The organism is Patescibacteria group bacterium (genome assembly GCA_040387855.1).
Classification (GTDB): Bacteria; Patescibacteriota; Minisyncoccia; order Phycocordibacterales; family JAKAEA01; genus JAZKCY01.
Genome location: JAZKCY010000001.1, coordinates 426699 through 451486 on the forward strand (window position 1 = coordinate 426699; position 24788 = coordinate 451486).

General features: G+C 38.8%; 28 protein-coding genes and 1 tRNA gene. 16 read left to right on the forward strand and 13 right to left on the reverse strand.

The genetic code is table 11. The annotated features are described in order from the left end of the window. Window positions 1-8: 8 nt before the first annotated feature. The 14 genes from greA to V4519_02430 all read left to right on the forward strand — a co-directional run bounded on the left by greA (window position 9) and on the right by V4519_02430 (window position 11969). Window positions 9-479: a transcription elongation factor GreA gene (gene greA / locus V4519_02365; protein MES2436830.1), complete on the forward strand. Its 471-nt coding sequence runs from the start codon at window positions 9-11 to the stop codon at window positions 477-479. A gap of 27 nt (window positions 480-506) precedes the next feature. Then, window positions 507-2408, forward strand: a complete 1902-nt coding sequence (gene lysS / locus V4519_02370; GenBank protein MES2436831.1) for a lysine--tRNA ligase — start codon at window positions 507-509, stop codon at window positions 2406-2408. Window positions 2409-2418: 10 nt separating this feature from the next. After that, on the forward strand, window positions 2419-3063 hold the full coding sequence (locus V4519_02375) for a hypothetical protein (GenBank protein ID MES2436832.1): 645 nt from the start codon (window positions 2419-2421) through the stop codon (window positions 3061-3063). 171 nt (window positions 3064-3234) lie between these two features. Beyond that, a complete protein-coding gene (gene mraZ / locus V4519_02380) occupies window positions 3235-3669 on the forward strand; it encodes a division/cell wall cluster transcriptional repressor MraZ (GenBank protein ID MES2436833.1) in 435 nt (144 codons plus the stop codon). Beyond that, the gene (gene rsmH, locus V4519_02385; protein MES2436834.1) at window positions 3576-4574 is read left to right on the forward strand and encodes a 16S rRNA (cytosine(1402)-N(4))-methyltransferase RsmH; all 999 of its coding nucleotides are present in this window, start codon (window positions 3576-3578) and stop codon (window positions 4572-4574) included. The genes mraZ and rsmH overlap by 94 nt, the downstream gene beginning before the upstream one ends. A 4-nt stretch (window positions 4575-4578) precedes the next feature. Next, the gene (locus tag V4519_02390; GenBank protein MES2436835.1) at window positions 4579-4908 is read left to right on the forward strand and encodes a hypothetical protein; all 330 of its coding nucleotides are present in this window, start codon (window positions 4579-4581) and stop codon (window positions 4906-4908) included. Window positions 4909-4935: 27 nt separating this feature from the next. Continuing rightward, a complete protein-coding gene (locus V4519_02395; protein ID MES2436836.1) occupies window positions 4936-6642 on the forward strand; it encodes a penicillin-binding protein 2 in 1707 nt (568 codons plus the stop codon). An 18-nt stretch (window positions 6643-6660) separates the two neighbouring features. After that, window positions 6661-7971 (forward strand): UDP-N-acetylmuramoyl-tripeptide--D-alanyl-D-alanine ligase, encoded by a 1311-nt coding sequence (gene murF, locus V4519_02400; GenBank protein MES2436837.1) that lies wholly within the window; start codon window positions 6661-6663, stop codon window positions 7969-7971. 44 nt (window positions 7972-8015) lie between these two features. Further along, window positions 8016-8087: transfer RNA gene (locus V4519_02405), tRNA-Glu, on the forward strand. A 47-nt stretch (window positions 8088-8134) separates the two neighbouring features. Next, window positions 8135-9367 (forward strand): GAF domain-containing sensor histidine kinase, encoded by a 1233-nt coding sequence (locus V4519_02410; GenBank protein MES2436838.1) that lies wholly within the window; start codon window positions 8135-8137, stop codon window positions 9365-9367. 117 nt (window positions 9368-9484) lie between these two features. Next, on the forward strand, window positions 9485-10168 hold the full coding sequence (locus tag V4519_02415) for a phosphoribosyltransferase family protein (GenBank protein ID MES2436839.1): 684 nt from the start codon (window positions 9485-9487) through the stop codon (window positions 10166-10168). Window positions 10169-10214: 46 nt separating this feature from the next. Further along, window positions 10215-10745, forward strand: a complete 531-nt coding sequence (locus V4519_02420; protein ID MES2436840.1) for a hypothetical protein — start codon at window positions 10215-10217, stop codon at window positions 10743-10745. Between the two features lie 109 nt (window positions 10746-10854). Further along, window positions 10855-11193 (forward strand): hypothetical protein, encoded by a 339-nt coding sequence (locus V4519_02425; GenBank protein ID MES2436841.1) that lies wholly within the window; start codon window positions 10855-10857, stop codon window positions 11191-11193. Window positions 11194-11690: 497 nt separating this feature from the next. Next, window positions 11691-11969, forward strand: a complete 279-nt coding sequence (locus V4519_02430) for a hypothetical protein (GenBank protein ID MES2436842.1) — start codon at window positions 11691-11693, stop codon at window positions 11967-11969. A gap of 36 nt (window positions 11970-12005) precedes the next feature. Here the strand turns inward: V4519_02430 and V4519_02435 are convergent, their stop codons facing one another. After that, window positions 12006-12605 (reverse strand): methyltransferase domain-containing protein, encoded by a 600-nt coding sequence (locus V4519_02435; GenBank protein ID MES2436843.1) that lies wholly within the window; start codon window positions 12603-12605, stop codon window positions 12006-12008. A gap of 20 nt (window positions 12606-12625) precedes the next feature. After that, on the reverse strand, window positions 12626-13453 hold the full coding sequence (mltG, locus tag V4519_02440) for an endolytic transglycosylase MltG (GenBank protein MES2436844.1): 828 nt from the start codon (window positions 13451-13453) through the stop codon (window positions 12626-12628). 109 nt (window positions 13454-13562) lie between these two features. On the opposite strand from mltG, the gene V4519_02445 reads away from it, so the two are divergent. Continuing rightward, complete coding sequence (locus V4519_02445) at window positions 13563-15131, forward strand: GDSL-type esterase/lipase family protein (protein MES2436845.1); 1569 nt, start codon at window positions 13563-13565, stop codon at window positions 15129-15131. Window positions 15132-15234: 103 nt separating this feature from the next. Here V4519_02445 and V4519_02450 read toward each other — a convergent pair whose 3' ends face one another. From V4519_02450 to V4519_02490, 9 genes are all read right to left on the reverse strand, one after another. Next, window positions 15235-15852, reverse strand: coding sequence for a hypothetical protein (locus tag V4519_02450; GenBank protein ID MES2436846.1), 618 nt, complete (start codon window positions 15850-15852; stop codon window positions 15235-15237). A gap of 293 nt (window positions 15853-16145) precedes the next feature. Then, window positions 16146-16334 carry a KGG domain-containing protein gene (locus V4519_02455; GenBank protein MES2436847.1) on the reverse strand — a complete coding sequence of 63 codons (189 nt, stop codon included), beginning with the start codon at window positions 16332-16334 and terminating at the stop codon, window positions 16146-16148. 116 nt (window positions 16335-16450) lie between these two features. Further along, window positions 16451-16897 (reverse strand): prepilin-type N-terminal cleavage/methylation domain-containing protein, encoded by a 447-nt coding sequence (locus V4519_02460; GenBank protein MES2436848.1) that lies wholly within the window; start codon window positions 16895-16897, stop codon window positions 16451-16453. A gap of 44 nt (window positions 16898-16941) precedes the next feature. Beyond that, window positions 16942-17334 carry a hypothetical protein gene (locus tag V4519_02465; protein ID MES2436849.1) on the reverse strand — a complete coding sequence of 131 codons (393 nt, stop codon included), beginning with the start codon at window positions 17332-17334 and terminating at the stop codon, window positions 16942-16944. A gap of 181 nt (window positions 17335-17515) precedes the next feature. After that, on the reverse strand, window positions 17516-18745 hold the full coding sequence (locus V4519_02470; GenBank protein MES2436850.1) for a hypothetical protein: 1230 nt from the start codon (window positions 18743-18745) through the stop codon (window positions 17516-17518). A 1-nt stretch (window position 18746) separates the two neighbouring features. Then, window positions 18747-18920, reverse strand: coding sequence for a hypothetical protein (locus V4519_02475; protein ID MES2436851.1), 174 nt, complete (start codon window positions 18918-18920; stop codon window positions 18747-18749). 24 nt (window positions 18921-18944) lie between these two features. Then, window positions 18945-19979 (reverse strand): type II secretion system F family protein, encoded by a 1035-nt coding sequence (locus V4519_02480; GenBank protein ID MES2436852.1) that lies wholly within the window; start codon window positions 19977-19979, stop codon window positions 18945-18947. A gap of 4 nt (window positions 19980-19983) precedes the next feature. Further along, window positions 19984-21069, reverse strand: coding sequence for a GspE/PulE family protein (locus V4519_02485; GenBank protein MES2436853.1), 1086 nt, complete (start codon window positions 21067-21069; stop codon window positions 19984-19986). A 64-nt stretch (window positions 21070-21133) separates the two neighbouring features. Next, window positions 21134-21592, reverse strand: a complete 459-nt coding sequence (locus V4519_02490) for a GatB/YqeY domain-containing protein (protein MES2436854.1) — start codon at window positions 21590-21592, stop codon at window positions 21134-21136. 143 nt (window positions 21593-21735) lie between these two features. Here V4519_02490 and V4519_02495 point away from each other — a divergent pair, with 143 nt between their 5' ends. Continuing rightward, a complete protein-coding gene (locus V4519_02495; protein MES2436855.1) occupies window positions 21736-22854 on the forward strand; it encodes a hypothetical protein in 1119 nt (372 codons plus the stop codon). 17 nt (window positions 22855-22871) lie between these two features. Here V4519_02495 and V4519_02500 read toward each other — a convergent pair whose 3' ends face one another. Beyond that, window positions 22872-23753 carry a M15 family metallopeptidase gene (locus tag V4519_02500; protein MES2436856.1) on the reverse strand — a complete coding sequence of 294 codons (882 nt, stop codon included), beginning with the start codon at window positions 23751-23753 and terminating at the stop codon, window positions 22872-22874. A 331-nt stretch (window positions 23754-24084) separates the two neighbouring features. Next, on the reverse strand, window positions 24085-24693 hold the full coding sequence (locus V4519_02505) for a phosphoglycerate mutase family protein (protein MES2436857.1): 609 nt from the start codon (window positions 24691-24693) through the stop codon (window positions 24085-24087). Window positions 24694-24788: the final 95 nt, after the last annotated feature.

Sequence of the window (24788 nt, forward strand, 5' to 3'; positions counted from 1 at the left end):
AACGGCCAATGAAAACTGATACAACACAGTACCTTACAAAAGAAAAACATGAAGAGCTTAAGAAAGAGCTCGAGCAACTTCGAACTGTAGGACGCCGTGAAGTAGCTGAAGAATTGGAATACTCAAAACAGTTGGGAGATCTTTCAGAAAATGCAGAATATCATCAGGCACGAGAACGACAAGCTATTTTGGAAGAACGAATTAGTAAACTTGATGGACTCCTAAAGTCTGCATCTATTGTTGATGCTCATCATACAGAAGCCGTAAACGTGGGATCAGAAGTTGAGCTTCAGAAAGAAGGAAAAAAAGAAACAGTAAAATATACTATTGTAGGATCAGAAGAAGCAGACATGTCAAAGTTTAAACTTTCAGTTGCGTCTCCACTAGGACAAGCACTTCGGGGTAAAAAGAAAGGTGAAACATTTGTATTACAAACTCCTGGAGGAAAAGTGAGTTATAAAGTTGTTAATATTGCGTAAGTATCTGAGTCAGCTTACACTTGAGTTATGGCATCACTAGAAGAATTACGTGAAGCTCGGCTTCAAAAGCTAGAGCTTCTTAAAAAAGAGGGCATTAATCCATATCCTGCAAAAACAAAGCGTGATCATTCTATAGATCATGTTATTAGTAGTTTTGAAAATTTAGAGAAAGAACAAACAACTATCACACTCGCAGGACGAGTAATGTCTATTCGAGCGCAAGGTGGATTGGTTTTCTTTAACTTATTTGACGGTACTGCAAAATTTCAAGGCTTACTAAAACAAGAAGAAGTAGATGCAAAAATCTATGATCTTTTTAATGCTGCAGTAGATATTGGAGACTTTGTAGAAGTAACCGGAACAGTATTTGTAACTAAGCGTGGAGAAAAAACACTCAGTGTTAAATCATGGGCAATGCTTTCAAAAACTATGTTGCCACTTCCAGAAAAATGGCATGGTCTACAGGATAATGATGAAAAGCTTCGTAAGCGATATTTAGATATTCTGTTTAATCCTGAACTTAAAGATCTTATAGAAAAGAAAGCAAAGTTTTGGCAATCAATGAGAAACTTTTTAATTACTGAAGGTTTCTTAGAAGTTGAAACTCCAATTATAGAAAATACTACTGGAGGTGCAGATGCTCGACCTTTTGCTACTCACCACAATGCTTTAGATATTGATGTATATCTTAGAATTTCAGCTGGTGAATTATGGCAAAAGAGATTAATGGTTGCTGGTTTTCCAAAAGTTTTTGAAATAGGACGAGTATTCCGAAATGAAGGAATGTCGCCAGAGCATGCTCAGGATTATACTCAGATGGAATTTTACTGGGGCTATGCTGATTATGAAAAAGGCATGGATTTAGTAGAGCGAATGTACAAGTATGTAGCTCAGGAGACGTTTGGCAAACTTCAATTTAAAATTGGAGAATTTGATGTCGATTTAAACAAAACATGGGAACGATTTGATTATGCAGAAACTATTAAGAAATTTACTGAAATAGATATTTCACAGGCTACTCTTCAAGAGATTGAAGAAAAATTAAGAGCACTTGAAATTAAATTTGATACTAATGGTTGGAACTTTTCTCGTGCAGTAGATATCCTTTGGAAATATTGTCGAAAGCAAATTAGTGGTCCTGGATTTCTAGTTAATGTACCAAAGTTTCTTTCACCACTTGCTAAGTCACATGAGGGAAATACAAATGTTGTACAGCAATTCCAGCCCCTCATTGCAGGTAGTGAGCTTGGGAAGGGTTATAGTGAGCTTAATGACCCAATAGATCAAGCAGAACGATTTTTGGAGCAAGAGAAGCTACGTTTAGATGGTGATGAAGAAGCACAAATGAATGATACCGACTTTGTTGAGGCTCTTGAGCATGGTATGCCTCCTACATGTGGGTTCGGAATTAGTGAGCGGTTATTCTCATATCTTGCAAATAAGCCTATTCGAGAAACTCAGATTTTCCCATTGATGAAACCACTTCAAGAAGGTGGAGCAAAAAAGAAAGAAGCAAAAGTTGCGGTAGCTCTTATTAATAAGGGAGCAAACCTTGTAGGCTGGCAGGAAAAAAATGCTATAGCTCATCTTACTGCAGCATTTGGCGCACGAAGAGGAAAAGAACTATTTAAATTTAATTCTGTAGCAACTTCGGATGATCAAAAGATTAATTTAAATATTCAGCATGCTATCTTAATTAAAGATGCAGACTCATCTGATGCATTGTATAATGTATCTCACGTAGCAAAATCACAGGGACTCGAAGTTTCTGAATTTACCCGTGAAATGCTTGAGACAACCAACGATAAAAAGGTTGCTGAAAATACAAAGTCGAAACCTGTAAAAGATATAGAATTCCTTGGAGTTCTTGTCTTTGGGTATAAATCAGAAGTTGACGAATTAACAAAACAGTTTAAACTTTCAGAATAATTACAAATATATGAAAAATCGCAGTTCAAAAATAATAACAATAGTACTTGCTATAGTAGTAGTACTTATCGTTGGGGCATATCTTATTTACAAGTCAGTAGGTCCAAAGGTACTAGCATTCACTATAGAGCAACCATCATTGATTGCTACAGGAAAGAAACTTTCAAATGTTGAAGTATGGGCAATTCAAAACAATGAAGGAAAAGAAGTTGCAGTAAAGCTTGGAGCCATGGAACTTCAGGAAGCAGATGCAAATGGAAACCAGACATGGACAATGGAAGTGCCAGAAAAGCCATCAGCAGAGGTTACAAAGCTTGTCGCACGAGGTTATGCAAGTAGTTTCCGTGTTGGAACATTAGAACTTCCAGCCGCAACACCTGCAGATCTTAATGCAGAAGTATGGCCATCAAAATCAGTTGAAGGTATTACCGGAGGTATTAAATCTATTACAGGTAAGAAAATGGAATTCGGAATGGATGTACCAGTAGGAGGAATGCTCAACGTGACCCTTGCTGACAACGTTAAAATAACCGATTCACGAGGACGACCTGCAGCAGTAAGCTTGCTTAAGCCACGAACTAGAATTGCAATTATCGGAGAATTTACAGACGATATTGAATTCATGGCAACAGCAATCGAAATTCTCGCTAAATAAACCTCAAAATAACTTTAGTTTCAGAAAACAGCTTTACACATGAGTAAAGCTGTTTTCTATTGCCTCATTAAGCCATAAAGTGGATAAGTATGGTTGAGAATGGTTGAGAGTGGTATATAATGGTATGAAGTGGGATGAAGTGGTATATCCGACAAATAATAGAAACACATAATGTTAATTGGCGAATATACACACTCAATAGACGATAAGAACAGAATGTCTTTGCCAGCAAAATTCCGAAAGGAAGTTGGTAAGAAAGTCGTTCTAACTCATGGTCTAGATAATTGTTTATTCATTTACCCACTAAAGGAATGGGAGAAGATTGCAGAGAAACTCTCTGGATTGAGTATGGGACAAGCAGATACTCGAGGGTTCAACCGATTTATGCTTGCAGGTGCAGCAGAAGTTGATGTTGATGCAGTTGGACGAATGCTTATCCCAGAGCATCTTGCCAATTTTGCAAAGCTTGAAGGAAAAGTAGTATGTGCTGGTGTGCATAACCGAATCGAATTATGGAACGAAACGACATGGATGGATTACAAGAAGAGAATTTCAGCACAAGCCGACCAACTAGCCGAAAAGCTCGGGGAGATCGGAGTATTGTAAGTGCGCCATTTGGCCACATAAGTGTTCTTTTACATGAAGCAATAGATGGTTTGGACTTAAAGTCAGGCGATATCCTGCTTGATGGAACGCTCGGAAGCGGGGGACACACTGAAGGAGTGGTCAAACGACATGGAGATTCTATTAAGATAATCGCACTTGATGCAGATGAAGATGCTTTAGCTCGATCTAAAAAAAGATTGGCTGAGTATAAAAAATCTGACATTACCTTTGTTCAAGAGAATTTTAGAAATTTAGATAAAGTTCTAGATACTCTAAAAATAGAGCATGTTACTAAAGTGCTCTTGGATATCGGACTGAGTTCAAACCAATTTGAAGAGTCAGGAAGAGGATTCTCCTTCCAGAAAGATGAGCCTCTAGCTATGACTTTCAAAAAGAATCCATCTGAAGAAGATGTTACCGCACGAGTAATCGTCAATGAATGGAGTGAAGAAACACTCAATCTCATTTTGAAAGGCTATGGAGAAGAGCAGTTTGCCTACAAGATCGCAAAAGCGATTGTAGCAACACGCGAAGAATATCCCATAGAAACAACAGGAGAACTTGTAGCAATTATAGATGCTGTTGTGCCAGGGTGGTACAAGCACCGCAAAATGCATTTTGCAACAAAGACATTTCAAGCATTGCGAATTGCAGCAAATGATGAACTTAAGGCTTTGGAAGAGGGAATTAAAAAAGCCTTCGATAAATTGGAAAAAAATGGCAGATTAGCAGTCATATCATTCCATAGTTTAGAGGATCGCATCGTAAAACAATTTTTTAAACAGAAACAAACTGAAGGTACGGCAATTCTTTTAACAAAAAAGCCAATTATACCCAGTGATGAAGAATTAGAAGTAAATAGAAGGGCACGTAGCGCAAAATTAAGAATATTAGTTAAACAGTAAGCATATGAACTCACGAACAAAAACATTAAGTGTACCAGTATGGCATAAAGTTAGTACAAAGGTTCTTTTCTTTGTTCTTGCAAGCTGTCTTGTAACCGTGTTTGCTGTGTATGCTTTTATGGTGAATAAAACCATTATGAATGTGGTAGCTCGAGAAGATCTTGAGCAAGAAATTGCAAACCTATCTTCAACAATAGGAGAACTTGAATTTAAATATATGAGTGTGAAGAGCAAAGTAACTCTTGATCTCGCATATGAAAAAGGATTTCAGGATGCTGTGCCATCACAGTTTGTATCACGAACTGGTCCTGCACTTTCATACAACACTCGATAATAGTCCGTGGTATACTAAAAGGGTATTATGAGCTCCAACGTAACAAGAATTCGACTTATTTCTATTGCAGTAATTATTTTTGCTGGAATGCTTGTTACAAAACTATATTATGTTCAAATCGTATCAGGTGATACGTTTTCAGAGCGTGCAGATCGACAATATACTCGTCCAGTTGGAGGGGTTTTTAATCGTGGAACAGTTTTCTTCCAAGCAAAAGATGGAACACTTATGGCAGCAGCGTCACTTAAGACTGGATACACTGTTGCAGTAAATCCAAAGCTTTTAAAAAAGCCAGATGAAGTATATGAAAAAATAAATAAACTTTTACCACTTGAAAAAGAACTTTTTATTACTAAAGCTACAAAGTTGAATGATCCTTATGAAGAAATTGCAAAGAGAATAGAACCTGATGTTGCTGTTTCTATAGATAATTTAAATATCCCAGGTGTAAATATTTATAAAGAAAAATGGAGATACTATCCGGGTGAAAATTTGGCATCACAAGTCTTAGGCTTCGTGGGTTTTAAAGGTGATTCACTCGGTGGACGATACGGTCTTGAAAATCAGTATGAAAGTGTACTAAAGCGAACTGATGAAAATGTGTATGTAAACTTTTTTGCTGAAATCTTTTCAGATATTCATAAAACCTTTACTGATACAGGTACAATAGAAGGAGATATTACATCAACTATAGAACCAAATGTTCAAACTTTCGTTGAAAAAGAATTGAAAGAACTAAATGAGAAGTTCAACTCAAAGCTTACTGGGGGAATCGTGATAGACCCAAATACTGGCGAGATAGTTTCAATGGCTGCATATCCTAGCTACAATCCAAATTCATTCCAAACCGAAAAGAATGTAGGTGTGTTTACAAACCCAATGGTACAAAATGTGTACGAAATGGGTTCTATTGTAAAACCTCTCACCGTAGCTGCGGGAATCGATTCAGGTGCTATTACTGCAGATACTACCTATTATGATGCAGGTTTTCTAACTATGAATGGTAAGACTATTTATAACTACGATAAAAAAGGAAGAGGTACGGTAGACATGCAGCAAGTGCTCAATAAGTCTCTCAACACTGGTGTATCGTTTATAGTTAAAAAAATGGGGAATAAAAAGTTCTCACAGTATATGCTTGATTTTGGTTTGGGCGAGAGAACAGGAATAGATTTACCAAACGAATCAAAAGGATTGGTTGAAAACCTAAAGAGTACTCGAGATATCGAACATGCCACTGCGTCATTCGGGCAAGGTATTGCTATGAGCCCAATTGCTATTACACGCGCACTTTCAACCTTAGCAAACGGAGGAAAATTAATTACTCCCCATGTTGTAAAAAAGATTGATTACAAAGTGGGTTTTTCAAAAGAGATTACGTATCCTGAAGGTAAACAAGTGTTAAAGCCTGAAACATCAAAAGAAATATCTCGTATGCTTACCGAAGTCGTAGACAAAGCTTTGCTTGAAGGTAAAGTAAAAATGGATAATTATTCTATTGCTGCAAAAACCGGAACTGCTCAAATCGCAAACGGAGGAAGTAGAGGATATACCGATGAGAAATATCTCCACTCATTCTTTGGATATTTCCCAGCAACTAATCCCAAATTTTTAGTTTTCTTGTATACTGTAGAGCCTCAGGGTGTGGAATATGCCTCAAACTCTCTGACTGAGCCGTTTGTGGATATTACTAAATACTTGATAAACTATTACGAAGTACCACCAGACAGATAATTCCAGATAATAAATCATATGAAAACGTTATTTAAGAAAGCAGTTATTTCTATTCTTAGTTGGGAGGCTCGGATGGTTTTGAAGAAATATAAACCAAAGATTGTAGGAGTAACCGGATCAGTTGGAAAGACTTCTACAAAAGATGCTATTTACACAGTCCTTTCAGCAAAATTTAAAACTCGAAAAAGTCAGAAAAGCTTTAATAGCGAATTTGGAGTGCCGCTTACAATTTTAGGATTGCCAAATGGTTGGAATAATCCTTTTATTTGGTTGCTAAATATTATAGAGGGATTTTTGTTTTTTGTTTTGCCATTTAAATATCCCGAGTGGCTCGTACTTGAGATTGGAGCTGACATGCCTGGTGATATTAAGAAAATTACTGAATGGGTAAAACCTGATGTTTCTGTTATTACTCGTTTTGGAGATGTTCCTGTGCATGTGGAATTTTTCCCATCTATTGAAGATCTCATAAATGAAAAGGGGCATCTTGCACGAGCATTAAAGCCAGATGGAACTCTTATTTTAAATAATGATGACAAGCGTGTTATTGCTTTTGGTGAAAGTGATCTCCATAAAAAAATTACCTATGGTAGAGAATTTGGTGCACAGGTACATGCAACAGATGAACGAATTGCTTACAAGAAATATGAAAATTCAGAATTAGAATTTCCAGAGGGAATTAATTTTAAGATTAATCATGCAGGCACAAGCATACCGGCATATGTGCATGAGACACTGGGATATCAGCACATGTATCCCATCTTAGCAGCAACTGCTGTGGGTATTTCACAAGGGATGAATCTTGTTGAAATTTCAGAAGCACTAGAAAATCATCAGTCACCAAAAGGACGAATGCGGCTTATTGCAGGAAACAGAGATACTCTTATTGTAGACGATACCTACAACTCTTCTCCTGTGGCTGCTCATGCTGCACTTGAAGCACTTACTGAACTTAAACTTGCTGGAAGAAAAATCGCTGTTCTTGGAGACATGATGGAGCTTGGTGATTATTCAATTGATGAACATAAAAAGATAGGGGAAGCAGCTGCAAAGACTGTTGATTTGTTTGTGGCTGTGGGTATTCGAATGCGAGGTGCTGCAGAGGCTGCGCTTGATGCACAGATGGATGAAATGAGTGTTATGCAGTTTGATACATCAGTTGAAGCCGCACAGTTCTTAGAGAAAATAATTAAGCCCGGAGATATTGTGCTTATTAAAGGCTCTCAGTCTATGCGTATGGAACGAGCAGTAGAAGAAATCATGAGACATCCAGAACATGCAGAAGATCTCTTAGTACGCCAGGATAAACAGTGGATTGCTAAAAAGTAGTTTTTTAGGTAGTTTTACATAATGACTTGCTAAGCAGGTCTAAGGGCCTCATCGTCTAACGGTTAGGACAGAAGCTTCTCAAGCTTTAAATCGGGGTTCGATTCCCCGTGAGGTCACATTTACTCTCAAAATCACATCAGTATGGGTGTGCTATACTTCACCCATGCCTGATAAGTCTCCTACAGAAAAACAGCGAGAAATGAGAGATAAGATAGTCGGAGATCAAAAGCGCCTAGGTGCTGTTGAGCAAACGACCCTTGTTAATTCCATCGAGGAAGAGTCATTCGATCGTCTCACACGCCTTGCTTCAAAGCTATTAAAGACTCCTGTCTCATTTGTTACGCTTCTCGAAAAAGATCGTGATTTTGTGAAGAGTCATTATGGTCTGCCTCAGCCTATTTCAGAAAGCCGAGAAATTACTGCTCATCCTTCTTTTTGCCAACATATAATCACTCATCGTGAGCCTCTTATTATTGAAGATGCTCGTACTTCTGAAATATTTAAAGATTTTCCATCTGTTAAACACATGGGTGTTGTGGCATATGCGGGAATGCCACTTATCACTCCTGAAGGGTATGCACTAGGTACATGCTGTGTTCTTGATTTCAAAAAACGAAGTTGGACCGATGATGAAATTGAAATTCTCTCCGAGCTCACTAAATCAGTTTTAACTGAAATAGAATTGCGTAAACTTACTGTGAAACTTGAGAAAGAGACCGCTACAAAAGATGAATTCATTTCTATTGCTGCTCATGAGTTGAAGACACCTTTAACCAGTCTTAAAATGTTTTCTCAACTTTTACATAAAAAGATGATTATGGAGAAAGAAGAGCGTTTTATACCTGAGGTCAAAAAAATTGATGGGCAAGTCACAAAGATTCATAGTCTCATTTCACAGCTTTTTGATACAAGCTCAATGCAGAGAAGCAACATTTCCCTGCAAAAAAATGATGTAATTATTAATGAACTTATTGAAAAGACCGTAGAAGAATTTGTTGGCGATACATCAGAAGGGAAGCCCCCAATTATATTCACTACACAAGCTCTCTTTACCGTTTGCGTTGATCAAGATCGAATTACTCAGGTAGTAAGAAATTTACTTTCAAACGCGTTTAAGTATGCGCCGCATTCACAAAAAATTGATATTACTATTGAAGAAATAGATTCTCGTATAAAAGTATCTGTAAAAGATTATGGTCCAGGTATTTCAGAAGTTGAATCAAAAAAGATTTTTGATCGATTTTATCAAGTAAAAAATCCTAATGATCATGTGCCTGTCGGATTAGGACTTGGATTGTATATTTGTGCAACGATTATTCAGGCGCATGGTGGTGTACTTGGTGTGGAAAGTGAGTTGGGTAAAGGTTCTACCTTTTATTTTACACTGCCAAAATAGTTTGTTGAAGTTTGATTTTATTCTTCTATTTAGATACTCTAGCCTACAGAGTCGAGCAATCGACAAAGCTTTTGTACGCAGCTTGAAGCGTACCGTTTGACAAGGAAAGGAAACGACATGTTTCCACAGAGAATTCGTGACCAACGGGGGTGGATCAAGGTGTATGAGGAACAGGGGGCCTACTGGCGACACAATGGCCATGCCACTGCTCCTCATGCACTCCTCACAAAGGGAGATCACTCTGACGGTTTCTTTTTGAGCAGACTTGTCACGGATGACGATACGTTGCTGGGTGAAGCGTCCTCAGATCTGATGGACGCTTCGCGTGAGATTCTTGATCTGTGGAAGGTTAAGCGGATCGTAGGGCCTCAAACCGGCGCGACCAAACTCGCCCAAGCAGTCGCTGGGAAGATGCTGTTGGTCACCGGCAACAGCGTCGGTTGGGCTTCGCCAAAGAAGCCTGATGATGGCAAAGGCCCGATGACCTTCGACGATCCTGCCAACATGGTCATGCCGGGGGAGATCGTCCTTCTCTGCGAGGACGTGGTGACCACTGGCGGTAGCGTGAAGCAGGCTGCCGATGCTGTCACGGCTGCAGGTGGGATCGTCCTGCCGTTTGTCCTTTCCCTCGTGAATCGTGGAGGACTTGAAGTTGCCCACGGTCGGAAGGTGATCGCGCTCATCAATCAGCCGATGAAGACTTGGTCACCGGCCGACTGCCCGTTGTGCCCGCGTTCCGAGGCGATCAGTCCCAAGCGCCCGGATGGCAATTGGCTTCGTCTCACCAAACATGCTGCCTGACAACAGGTGGTTTTTTTATTATCTAAATAGAAGCTATACTATCCTTATGAATTACATCTATCACTGGGTGCCAGAAGATATGCAAGGAGATACACTTTATCCATTAAATATACTAAAAGATCTCCATCCAGATTTGTATGCAACAGAAGCTTTAAAATATACAGGACGTGAACGAGTAATGCAGCAACAAATTCCAATACTCAATTGTTTATGGAATGATGTTATTCATTTTTCTCCCATTCATCCATGGATAATTAAACAAGCACTTATTGATGCAGGAAGAACAAAATCATTTACAACAAGTTTTTTTGAAATTGATCCACACCTTTTAACTCCAGAAAATACTATTGTCTATTTACATAAACACACGGACAAAACACATAAAATGACTGAAGAGAACTTTGCCAAATTTGATCCAGATAATGTTGGTCAGTATGCAGAGCTTCCTCAAGTTACAAAAGACTACTATAAAGAAATGTATGGAAAAGGGGAGCGACCACTATTATTTGTAGGAGTACCGCATATTTTATATAAAGGTTCTATTAATACTAATGAAATAAAAAGAATCAGCTTGTAATGTTTTGACAGTAAAGGTAGATATGGTATAAAGCAGGCTGAAAGGAGAACCTTCCATGGCTAAAAAGCCTGCTGCTCGCGTTCGTCGTGGAGTAGACTTCGTCGAACAAATGAGGGTGTTACTCGCTAATGCAAAGTTCGAGGCTGGAAACGTCTACCATCGAACGGCTGTCGATGTCCTCGTGCTCATAGACGATGCTCGACAGCCGCGAAGCGAAGACCCATTACCCATTGTTAGGGTAAAGTGCAATGCACGATCCAGGAGGATCGCTGATTGGCTCGGGCTCGAGGTTGCACTTTTTTCAGTTGAGCAAAAAGCTGTCGTTGCCACAGGGACACTCAACATCGATGGTGAAGTGTGTTTTCGGAACACTAAGCCAGGTGCATATGAGCTTCGACCGTGGTCTGTTGAGCAAAATACATCCGTCCCCCCAGAGGTTAATTCTTAGGGTGGCGGTTTTTTTATTGACATCCTACTCAACGATACGATACACTTATTTATAAGTATGAAAACATACGCACAACATTTTGGTTTTGCCGTCCGACCCGTCTTTATTCCTATCCATGGGAGATGTTTTGCTGTATATAAAAACTAATTTTGTTTTAAATATAATTTTTAGAAACATCTCCCGCAAGGAGATGTTTTTGTTTGGAATATGTGCGGTACTTGAGGTAATGCATATGTTCCAGACTGGATGTTTGGAGTTTGCAACGTAGCAAGCTTGTTCTTTCAATCAGATTGGAGTACGTCATGAGTCTTGTTCATGTTGAGGCTACCCGTGGCAGTGTCGCACTCACGATCTCGGCCGTCGCCGGTACTCGAGCCTGTGCTGTGCTCGATCGTTTGGCTGAGCCTCACAACGGCACAAAAACCATCTCGGTCTTTCCCGAACCATGGGTCGACAATCGTCGGCATGGTCTCGTGACCTTGGTGAAAGGGATCGATGTGAAGATCCCACTCACACTTGTGCGGGTGAATCGATCAGAGGATGCTGAGGGTGTGCTCATGGTCGATGCCATGGGTGTCGATGTGACATTATTCTCAATGCCGTACCGAGTGGATGAAGGACGAGGGTTGTGTCTCATGTCCATCGGTGCTCATGTCGTCGACGGACAGATCGACAAGATCGCTCGCAATGTTCTGGCCATTCTTGCTGCATGCACAAGCTTTGCTAAGGATGCTCAGGGTCGAATGTATTTTGATCCACATCTGAAGCTCAGCTAGGTGCAAGTATTCTGGAAGCGTATCGCTTCCAGTTTTTTATTTGGGAAAATATCTTTGCTCGGCAAATGTTAATTCTGCTTCAGACAATTCTTTTTTGCTTGCAAATGCCCATAGCTCAAAATCTTGTATTCGTCTTTTCCCAATTACAGATTTAAAGCCAACTGATTTCAAAGAATATAAAAGTACAGGAAGCGTAAAACCTGTTTTATGTGTCATATATGTTTTACCTTCTGCTATTGCTTTGCGAAAACCATAGAGCATATCTAAAGGGGTGACTGGACCCTCAGGGGACATATATATTTCTTCAAGTAATTTACCCTCAGCCACTAAAGATGCAATAGCTTGAAGATCTGGGCATGCGATAAGCACAAATCCATCAGAGTTAAGAACACGAATAAATTCATCAAATGCTTTGTGAACCTCTTGTGGATAGAGATGTTCTACGGTATGAGATGTAAACACAGCATCAAAAGATTCTGTGGCTATTTGTGGCATATTGGTTATATCACCAACAACATCTGGTTTTAGTTCGGGATCAAGATCTAATCGTGTTTCTTTCCATTCATCAGGTTCAAATGATACAGGGATTTCTCGGTAGGTCTTTTCACCACTACCTGCATGTAAAAGTGATTTCATAGATGCCAGTAATACAGTGATTAATACACTCGCTCAATATTATCTAAATGTTCTTGATACGTTCGTGCTGTATGGATCTTTCCATTGTCATCATGCAAATAGAAAAATGCATCTGTTTTTCCAGGATTTAATGCTGCTTCAATTGCAGCTTCACCAGGATTTGAAATTGCTGATGGGGGAAGTCCTTTGTTTTTGTACGTATTAAATGGTGATTCGATGTATTTGTCAGCAGGGACTACTTTTGGCCACCACTTAGTCTTACTACCTTTTGCATATTGAAGTGTGGCATCCATATCGAGTGACATTCCTTCAAAGAGTCGATTCCAGATCACACCTGAAATAATCTTCATGTCACTTTTACTTCCTGCTTCTCGTTGAATGATAGAAGCTATTTTAATTGCAGTGTCCATATTAATGACATTTGTTTTAAGCTTTTCATTGCTCTCAACTACTTCTTCATTAAATGCAGTTATGATCTTTTTACTTACATCAGGTGCTTTTGCACGAAGGGGGACTACATAATTGCCAGGGAAAAAATATCCTTCAGTTGCACCTTTGGTTGCTTCAGAATGAATGGCGAGTAACTTTCGCTTTTCAGTTTCAGACCATCCAAGAGTTTTACCAAATCGTTCAATAACTTCTTCTTTGCGCATACCTTCAGTGATTCGTACATTACGTAAATATGGATTAGCAATATTTTGATACATCTCAACTGCTGTGAGACCAAAATAAGATTTCATCTTAAAAAAATATCCACCAAAAATAATACCAATAGAAAGAAACGATATGCCCACTACGAGAAGGCCCGACTTCTTTTTTGATGACTTCTTTTTCTTGAGTTTTTTCACTTTGTTATTATATCCTGGATAGTCAGACTACTCAATGAATATTTCATGAAATATTTCCATTTTTCGTACGACTATAGTAGTGTAATACTTCTATTCTATATATAAATATATGAAAAAAGCGACATTATCTATTTTAGCTCTAGCAACTATTCTCTTTGGAATAACCATTATAGAAGTACATGCTCAAACAGCGGACGCAACAGTTACAGTGACTACACCCGGACCAATTCAACCAGGGCAGTATATAGATGTGTCATGGAGTCTTTCTGAAGAAGATCACAGATCAAGAGATTGGATAGGTCTTTATAAATCAGGTGCAACAAACTCATCATATTTAAATTGGAAGTATGCTGAGGATCCACAAGGCTCAGCTTCTCTATATGTACCTCGAGAATCAGGTACCTATGAAATCCGGTATATGTCACGTAATGGATTTACGAGTATTGCCAAAAGTTCTAGCTTTACTGTAGGGACGGGAACTGATGGTGGAAATAATAACGGAGGCAATAATGGCAATGCAACAACAACATCTGGGTATTCTTTAACATTGTCATCTACAAATATTCAATCTGGACAACCGCTTCAAGTATCATGGAAAACTCCCGACGATGTTTCTATTTCAAGAGATTGGATTGCTGTGTTTAAAAGTAATTCACAAAATAATAATTATCTCGATTGGGCATATACTTCAGGTAATCGAGAGGGAACACTGAATCTCTACCCACCAAAAGAAGCTGGATCATATGAGGTTCGATATTTAAAAAAGAATGGGTACACCAGTGTGGCTGAAGTAGCGTTCACTATTACTGTTGTAGGAACGAATCCGGATAATGGCAATGGAACTACTACTCCAAATCCCAATCCTGGAACAAATAGTTATAGTGTAACTGCATCTCCGTCTGGAAATATATCACCGGGTGCTACTGTCACAATTAGTTGGACAGCACCTCAGGACACAAAGATCTCAAGAGATTGGGTGGGGATTTTTGGTGTTGGTACATCAAACCGACAATACTATGAATGGAGTTATACAAATGGAAGAACAGGATCGGTAACACTTAAAGCACCTACAACTGAAGGGGATTATGAAGTAAGATATTTAAAAAATAATGGATATACAAGTGTTGCAAAGAGTGCTCCATTTAAAATACAACTCGGTAGTATCCCAAATAATAAAAAGATTATAGCTTTTGGTGATAGCTTAACTGCTGGTTTTGGAGCTACTGAAGGGAATGATTATGTATCTGTGCTGTCTCGAAGAATTAATCAGCCTATAGAAAATGCTGGAGTCATAGGTGATACAACTGCTGAGGCGCTTACTCGCTTGGAAACAAGTGTTTTAAGTAAAAATCCTGATGTTGTCATAATTCTTTTGGGAGGTAATGATGTAATTCAGCGTGTGCCTCGATCTGAAACATTTGAAAATATTAAAACCATAATAGAAAGAATTAAAGCACGAGGTGCCGATGTTGTTTTAGTGGGAATTCATCAGACTATCTACAATTCAAATTACAGATCAATAGCCAATCAAACAGATTCGTATTTTGTTCCTGAAGTATTGAGTGGGATTTTAGGACGTAATGATTTAACCGCAGATCTTATTCATCCAAATGATGCAGGGTATGTGATAGTCGCTCAGAGAATTGATCCTGTAGTGCGAGTTGCTTTAGCACAATAAATACTTATTAAAAATAGAAACAATACACCCCCAGTCGCCTCTACGACTGGGGGTGGGTTTGGTGTTTCGAAACAAAGAGCTGTGAGTTACTGTTGGTATGTCGCTACTTCGCGATATCAGCCGCGTGGGTTTTGAAGTTCACAATGTAGGAGAAGGCTTGCACCTTCCTACCTGAGTTCTTCACAGCCGTGAACGTACCCATTTCTGGGTTGCTCAAGACCTTGGGGAAGATCTTGATCCGCTTGCCCGGAGCAAGTTCGATCGGTTTCCCATCTTGAAGCCCTTTGAGCGTGACGCTGAACGAGAACGTGTTCTCGACTTCAGCATACGACTCACGGGCTGTCATCATGGGATCGACGTAGAGCTTGTTCTTGGGACGGTCGGCGTTCCTCGGCGGCAGTTCCGGTGTTGCCGGTGCTGTTGTCGGGGTAGCCACCTTCGCGGGCTGCTGACCAGATTGACCTGTGAGGATCCCGTTTAGGCTGATCAGCTTAGGCGGGGTGAGCTTCACGATGGTCGGCTGGGCTGGCTTTGCCGCCCGCCTGGTCGATGGCTGGGTTTGCGCGGTCGGCTTGGTTGTCGGTCCCATGGTGCTTTCACCACGCGGACCAAACCAATGAGCCGGCAGTGGCCAACCTAGATCCTTGAGGTGGTTGATCCCTGCGACACAAGCTCCGAACAGTACGATTCCAACAGCTAACGGAATGGACATCTTAATCATCGAATTCCTCGGTAGGACCACAACAAATGGTCTCAGTTTCTCTTGCTGTATTATATCACACTATTATGCATATTGTCAATATATAAAAAGAGGGTAATAATCATGTGTAATAGCCGTCATTAAAGCCGTAGAATTAGCAGTTAACTATAAAATATATGGCAGATGAAACAGAAGAAGAATCTAATGAAACGGTAAACGATCCTGACCACAACTCTGGAGATGATGGTCAAGATGGTAAATAAAAATAAAAAAGCCTCACATATATGAGGCTTTTTTATTATGCAGATATAAGCTTATGCTTGTAATCTGCGTGATCTACTTCGTCGTCCACCTTTTCTACCAGCTTCTCGAGCTTCATCTGATGTAAATTCGTGTGCAGTACCTCTTTCGTGAGCTGCCTTGCCTCCACGGCTGGCAATTTCTTTCTGTTTTTCTTTATCCATACTTGCGAAGCCTCGTCTGCTCGTATTATTTCCTGCCATAAGTTAATTCACAATTGGCCAATAATACCGACCTACAGTACTTCAGACGTACACAAGAGGAAAAATTACAATAGTTGTGACTGTATCTTGCTAATAGTATTTGTCAACCAGGACTTTTATCGCGTAACACTAATTATTTCTCCCAATTCTGCACTCGGTGCTGTTAGTGTAATTCTTTTTGTCGTTGCATCTTGCAGAATAGTATAGCCAGTTGTGTATTCTGTCGACGTGATAGAGCCATTAGATGGGTCAACCGGTATGTCAGTCATGTAATTTGGAATAATACAGTCACGAATATCATACGCTGATGAACTAATGATTGTTGCAGTGGCTGGTAATGCTCCTTCAGCACAGGTAAACGTGCCTTTATTGTCTGCGATATTTTGGCCTACAGCATTTAATACCGCATTTACATTACTGATTCGTTGAGTATTACGGGCCTGAGCAAATTGTCTGCCGGGATTTACAGCAACGAGTACAACTGTAGCTAATACAGCTATGATGCCAATGACAACTAATACTTCTATTAGAGTAAAACCCTGTTTTTTATGTGTGTATTTCATATATACAAGTAAATAACACTCTATATAAAATAAACCTCAAGAATTTATTTAGAATTATGAAAGATTCTATCTTGTTGCTGGATTAGTAAAGTATCAGATGAAATAGTAGTCATAAATTCTGAGTATGAAAGGGTACTAGATGCAATTGTTGTATACGTATATGTATCCAGTTCGGTCGAAATACTACTGATGTAACATGTCTTTGAAAACACAGGATAATATTCGTCTCCAGAATATATAGCATTAGACTGTAATTGCATTTGTGCTATTTCCGAACATGATAGTGCAGCAAATAAAGTTTCTTGCTTGTCGAGGTTAATTAAATAGGTCTGTTGAAGAAAACGGGTTCTAAGTACAAGACTCAGACTAGCAACTGAAAAAAATCCACTGATAAGAATAACAGATAAGAGTGCGACAAATCCTGAAGTATATTTCATGTCTCACTAAGCATTAAAAAATTGGTTTCTAATTCTTGTGTGATCCTTACATCCATATACTGAGAAAAAGTGCTAAAAGACACCAGGGAGAAGCATGATACGGTAATTAGACCTGAAAGCAATGCACTATATATGATAGTTTCGATAAGTGTAAAGCCAGATCGGTTTTTTATAGTAGGTATCATAATAATGTTGTGATCGTGGTCCCTTCGCAGTCAATATCTTTGGGTGCTTGCATATATTCTTTTACAGGTACAGACATGACCTGGCTTGTTGTTGCCACATCTATTTTTGAAATATGATTACGGGCAGTTGTAAGGCTTGCATAGATACTTGAGTTTAGAATACAAAATCCAGTAATAGTACTTTTGAAGTATGCTGAGGTGATAAGTGTGGGTGAAAGAGGATTTGAACTATCAACCATAACAAACTCGGGATTTTGTGGAAGTGTAGATCGCTTTCTACCAATATATAAAATATCTCCAGCTCGAATAATTTTCTGTGAATCTTCATTGCCGCTAAATGATATAGATGAAACTTCTAAAATACTTGAAGGATTAGAAACATTTAGAATTATTACGTCTTTTGTATTACCAGAAGTTGCGAGATAGGCATAGGGCCAATCTACTGTTATGTCATTTATATTGTGGTTTATTTCACGTGAGCCAAGCCACACTGGTTGCGATGGGTTTTCTACATCGAAAATATGAAATTCTCTTCCTGCGGTACGGTGAGTACCAATATATACTCGAGATCGATAATACTGAATACTTATGGCATCAGGATATGAGCCACTTACACCAGGGAGTGTTGCCTTCGAAATACTTGTTGCTGACAATGGTTCGGCAATATCTACTATGTGAAACTGGGTAGTTGTTCCTGTAGCTGCTATAAACATATGTGATTGAGTCACGTCAACAGCTCGGATGCCTTGGTTTAAATGTATCTTAATAGCTTGAGAAGTATCTGAAATGTCTTTTGGAAATATATAAAGACTTGGTTCTGTTGTGCTTGATACCAATGCTCCTACATATACATGATCATTCAGTACATCGAGCGATGTAGCATTTGGGACAGTTATTTCTTTGAATGTAATTGAATGGGACTGCTGAATAGGAATCCCTCCGCAGTCATCTCCATAATCCATGAGGGTTTGTGTGTCTGCATGAAGTACTTGTGCATTAATTGCGACAAGACACGGTGTGGAGTACGATAAATTTTTCCAGGATGTTGTAGCTGTTTCATTCAGAATAAGATTTTTAATAGTTTGAGTGCTCTTTACGAGAGTTTGTAGTTGAGCTCTTAACGTAGTAGTTCTTTCCACTGATGTATATGTAGTGCTTAATGATAGTGTCACTATTGAAACTGTAAACGCAGAAAGGGCTAATGCAATTGTTAATTCAATAAGCATACTACCTCTCGTCAAAGCTTTTTTTGAGAAATTGTAATTCTTCATGAGTAATTGAAACCTCTGTTGAGGCGAGATTTTGAAGTGCACTGAAATAAAGCGTAGTATCGACCCAAATTCCTGATGCACACAAGATCATAATAATTCCCAAGGTGATAGCTAATTCTAGTACTGACATATATATACATGTAAAGTAACTATTTCAATGCTTAATATTCTGAGTGATGCTGTAGAGTGGAGTGAGCATTGAAAGTGCAACAAAACCTACAATTAGTCCCATTACGATCATAAGTAGCGGCTCAAGCATTCTTGAATATGCTTTTGAAAGAGATTCAACCTGCTCATCCAATAACTCAGCACAATATATACATGTCTCTGGAAGTGTTCCTGCCATTTCTGCTGTTGCGAGTAATGTATATGTTTCTTGAGGAATCAAATGTGTAAATCGTTTGCATGATTGAGAAAAAGATTTACCTTGATGAAGATCTATATATACTGAAAGAAGCATGTGTTTATATTGTGAGTTGAATAATGTAGTATTTGTTAGCCGAACTGCAGCATCAAGAGGCAATCCACCTTTAAGCATTACTCCTATTGATCTTGTGATACGAGCTGATTGATATAAAATAATAAAACTTTTAATACTAGGGGTTTTGAGAAATATAGAATCTTGAATTTTTTTAATGTGAGCATATTTCTTATGAAGAAATCTATAGAGTACCGTGCAAAAAATACTACCTGAGAGAATATATATTCCGTAATGTACTAAAAATGTACTTAGATATATTAGAAATTGAGTCGACCAAGGCAATGCGGTTTTAAATGTCCGAAATAATGGTTGGATTTTGGGGAAAATAACAAAAAGTAAAAATCCAGACAGCACCAAAGTCATACACCCTATAATAAGCGGATAGAAAAGACTGGAAATAATAGTTTGTTGAAGTTTTTGTTGCTTTGCGAGTGTTTCAGATGCATAGAAAATGTTTTCTTTAAGAGTCCCGCTATGTTCCCCTGCTGTAATGAGTGAATAGGTAAGTGGATCATACTTGAAATGATTTTTAAATATTTCAGATAAAGCAGTGCCTTGCTGCAACAATTGAACTGCAGTTGTCATTGATGTACGTATACGCTCAGAACCGTATTGTGCTTGAGAGGTAAAGCAGTCTTCAAGTGAAATACCTGCGCGTAATAGAATATACATCTTTTTAAGAAAAGCTATTTGTTGGTTTTTATTCATGATTCTATTCATAGAGCACTCGCGCTAATTCTTCATGTGTAGTGATTCCTTCCGCAACTAATGTGCTTCCATTATCATGCATTGGAGTCATTGCTTCACGCTCGGCAATTTTTTGAAGTTCAGCACTTGATGTTCTGTTCATAATTGCTGCACGTAAAGCATCAGTAATAACTAGTACTTCATAAATACCAATCCGTTCTTTGTAGCAGGTGAAATTACATTGTTCGCAACCGGTATTGTTTTTACAGTAAGTACATAATTTACGAACTAATCTTTGAGCAATAACGATCTCTAATGTAGAAGCAACAAGATATGGATCCACGCCCATATCAAGTAACCGTGGTAATGCCGTTACAGAATTACTCGTATGAATCGTAGAAAGTAATAGATGCCCAGTAAGTGCAGTATGCACCGCAACATGAGCTGTGTCTGAGTCTCTAATTTCACCAACCATAATGATATCCGGGTCTTGGCGAACTAGTGCACGTAAACCATTATTAAAATGCAGGTGAGGGCTTACGGGGATTTGTCGTATTCCAGGCAAGGTATATTCCACTGGGTCTTCGAGTGTAATTATTGCCTGAGTAGAGTTATTAAGCTGTTTTAAAATCGTATACAGTGTTGTGGTTTTGCCAGAACCAGTAGGTCCTGTCACCAAAATCATTCCGTGACGCTTCTTTAGTGCTCGGCTAATTTTTCCTTCATCAATCTTAGATAATCCTAGTGAAGATAAACTCTGTGCAGCAAACGTTTCTTTTAGTAATCTTATAACAGCATTTTCTCCATAAAAGGTGGGCAATAGAGAAACGCGTGCTTCTATATATAGACTTGTACTTATACTTATTCTAAGTCTGCCATCTTGAGAAGTGAGATGTTCGTCAGTTCTCAAACGAGCTCGGATCTTTATAAGTAGAATTAGTTGCTCGTGCAAAAATTTGGGAAGGGGATCTTGGGTTATAAGAATCCCGTCAACACGCATCTGAATTTTAATATGATGTTCTGTTGGATCTATATGAATATCCGAGGCATTTTCCTCATATGCACGCTTAAAGATAGTATGGAGTACTTCAGATGCTGACTGTTCATGCATAAAAAAACTTTACCTCAACTGAGATAAAGTTTTCTTAAAGATTTCTACAAATAAATCTAAAGTTTTATGCGAAGAGACTTTCTACAACTTCTTTGATGTCAGATCCTTCAGCAGCTGTGCCTTTCAATTCTTTTGCAACAGCACCAATAAGCATTCCCATTTTTGCTTTGTCTGTAATTCCAAGTTCTGCCTTCTTTGCTTCTGCTACTTTCTTGATTTCTTCCTTTGGCATTGCAGCAGGGAGGTATGTTTCTAGAATTGCGAGCTCTGCTTTTTCATCTGCAGCAAGATCTTCTCGTCCTCCTTCTACGAACTGAGCGATTGAATCTTTTCGCTGCTTTACCTGGCGCTTAATAACAGTAAGTACTTCTTCATCACTCAATTCTGCCTGAGGTGTTCGGCCGATAGTAACGAGCTCGTTTGTCATTGCTGCAGAGATTCCCTTAAGAACATTTGTCTTAACTGGGTCCTTTGCGAGCATGGCGGTCTTAATGCCTGCCTTAATATCTGTTTGAAGTGACATATATATCAATAATTAATGTGGGATTACTATAGCACGTTTTTTGAATTGAGACAGGTGTAGGTATCAATTCAAGAGGCTTTTTAAAGCTCAGCTTGACATATTCAGATTAAGTTGTAATATGTGAAATACTTAAAAATAAATATATGAAACGATATCACTGGACGGGAGTTATTGGGCTACTTATTGTCATTGTGTTTCTGCTTGCTACAGCTTTAAAACTAAGCAATCCGACAAGTGAATCAGTTCATATAAATGTAGCTACTATTGTTACCTATTCATTGTGGATTTGTTTTGGGATTTTCTTAATAGTGAATTATTTTAAAGAGAGAGAATTAGAAGAAAAAGGTGTGATTATACCTGTTCCTGAACTATCTTCTATAGAAGATAAGGAACAACTAAAAATAAAGAGAAATAGAATATTGGGCTATGTAATGATAGTTGAAATCATTTCATCTGTAAGTTCATTTATACTAAACGATTACTTAGCGGGATTAACGCTTATTAATATTCTTGTTACGTTTGATTTAATTATTAATATTATATTTGTATTCGTTGTAGTTGAGATTTTTAGACATAAAGATGTTTCAAAATTGCTCAAGTATACTGTGATTATTTACACTGTGGGTGCTGTAATACTTGGCTCTCTGCGAAGTGATTGGATTTTAATTGTTTCTCAGATTTTATTTGGTGGGTATTTTATTTTTGCATTATCGGCTCCTCTCAATCGAAAAAATCACAGAATCGCTCACAAAATTATTCTGCCAGCTATTATAATTATTATGGTTGCATTGGGCACATATGAAGCAGGCAGAATTATGGGAATGTGGAAGAATCAAAATAAGTTAGATAAAGAATTTGCAAACGCGAATACAGATGCTGGGACAGCATATACAGCATTTATTCAAAGTCAAAATCCTAATCTTGTTGAAATTGAACGTATACGTGATGCTATGAATCGCCGAAATGAAAGACTTGAAAATCTTGCTGTAGCAACAATTGAACTCCGTGAAGAATACAATAAGCAATCTAAGAGTGAACAACAGCAATTAGCGCTAAAAAATATCACTATTATACTTTCTCTTATTGATCTCAATAGAAAACAGGGTAATGTACTTATTGAATTTATGGACTACTGTGAAGGAATTGATTTACAGAATATTTCTGAAGAAGAAGGTACTATTATTGGTGGTTATATGACAGGAATTGAATCACTAAATAGTGAAATTCGGGATACTGCTCTAAAGCTTGATTTAAAGAAGTAGTTTTAATTCAAACACAATTACTTATTAAACATATTTCCCAAATATGTATCGATTTCTCGTTGATCGAGATCGTAGAAAGATTTATTTTCTGTCTTTAATTTAGTAGCCAATTCTATTCCTACAAAGCGCCAGTGCCATGGTTCGTACACGTAGAACTTATTGTTGGGAGGATATGAAAGTGTGAATCCATATTTGTGAGCATTTTCTTTCATCCAGGTAAAAGCATCTGTCTTATCAAAACTAGTTACTAAACCGCCGTTTACTTTTGGACTCGTAAAATCCAGTGTGGTTCCTAGTTGATGTTCTGAGTATCCTTGATCTGCAGAAAATGCATTTGCTCCAGATCCGTATCGGACAGTGTAACTAGATTTCAAAGATTTTTGCTCATCAAAAGATCGGTAGGCAGACGCAACTTTAATTGTTACATCTGCTTGCTCAGCATCTGTGAGCATCTTTTGGAGAAAGGGAAGCACTTGATAGAGAATCCCTACTTGATAGGTTCGTTTTTGATCGGTGAGATATTTTGTATCAATAGGAGCAATATCTGCTGGTTCATAATTTTCGTTCAAGAAAAATACTTTTGAATATTTAGCGAGGAGTTGCGTATCAAGCTGTCGAAGCCATTCAAGCTTATCCGCTTTTTGAGTTACCGCATTAAGCTGGGTAGCAAATGCTGTGTTTTTACTTGCTGCTTCATTTAATGCATTTACCAAATCAAGCTTTTCTTTTTCAGATCGATCGAGACGGGCCTGAAGATCTGTGGTTGATGCCTGTAAATTCTCAATAATTTTTTTATCAGAATTGTTTGTGTCGCGATTTGTTGAATATTTATAACTTCCAAATAATGTAGCCCCTCCTAATGCGAGCACTAAAAGTGCAATAAATAAATATTTTTTCACAGAGCAATTATATCATGGGTTTAGTTTGAGATAAAAAACTAGTATAAAAAAACCGATCGTTAACACGAGCGGCGGGCTTTGTGGTGTTACCTCTCACTTTTCTGAGGGGTGTGAGCTTCTCGTTCCATACGATCGGCTCGTGAGTTCGCTAGAAGGGCAACGAAACCGGTTATACATGCAATCATCAGTAACCGGAGTAGGTTAAGCTTCCAGCGGGGAATTGGACAGTCCAAAGGTAGTGCTCCAAAAGATATGGTGAACTAGGGCGACATGCATTATGACATGCTCTGTGTATAAGTCAAATCAATGTGTGTATAAAAAAACCGTCGTGCTAGACGATCGGAATGAATGTGGAACTGGCGAATTGGTGGTCGTCGGTGAACTCGAGTATCACTGATTCGCCGCAACCAATGAGTGCCCGAAACGGCATCTCGCTCCATGCGTGTTCAGCGAAGCTCACGAGGGGGTTGTGACTGACCAACAGGGCTGTTTCTTCTAAGCCCAAGCCTTCCACAACCTTCTTTGATCCCTCGTGTACTCGCAAGATGCAGTTGTCGATGAGCCTCGGCCACATTCTCCGAAGATCAGTTGGAGTAAGCATTGGAGCGGTGAGCATCGGTCTGTCACCCAGCCACGTGGCGTACTCGTGATCCCATTCGTCGGGGTCACAAGGATCTAAGCTCTCGTTTGGGGTACGTACTGCACCGACCTTAAGCCCAAGTGTGTGCACCAGAATCTCCATCGAATCAACTGCCCGAGGGTAGGTGGAACAATGAACTTCTGTGATACAGCCCCAAAGCTTGAGTCCTTGTGCAGCACGCATCATCTTAAGTCGACCAGGGTTGGTAAGCGGAGCATCGCGCTGCCACACCCCATACTTCCGAACATCAGGCTGGAATTCAGCCTGACCACATCTCATGACGATGAGATACTTTGACATTGGTTCAGTTCTCCTGCACGGGTTTATCGTTCTGACACTGTGTCCTCCAGGAATATACTCATAAATCTGAGGCTAGTCAACGTATGTTATACTAT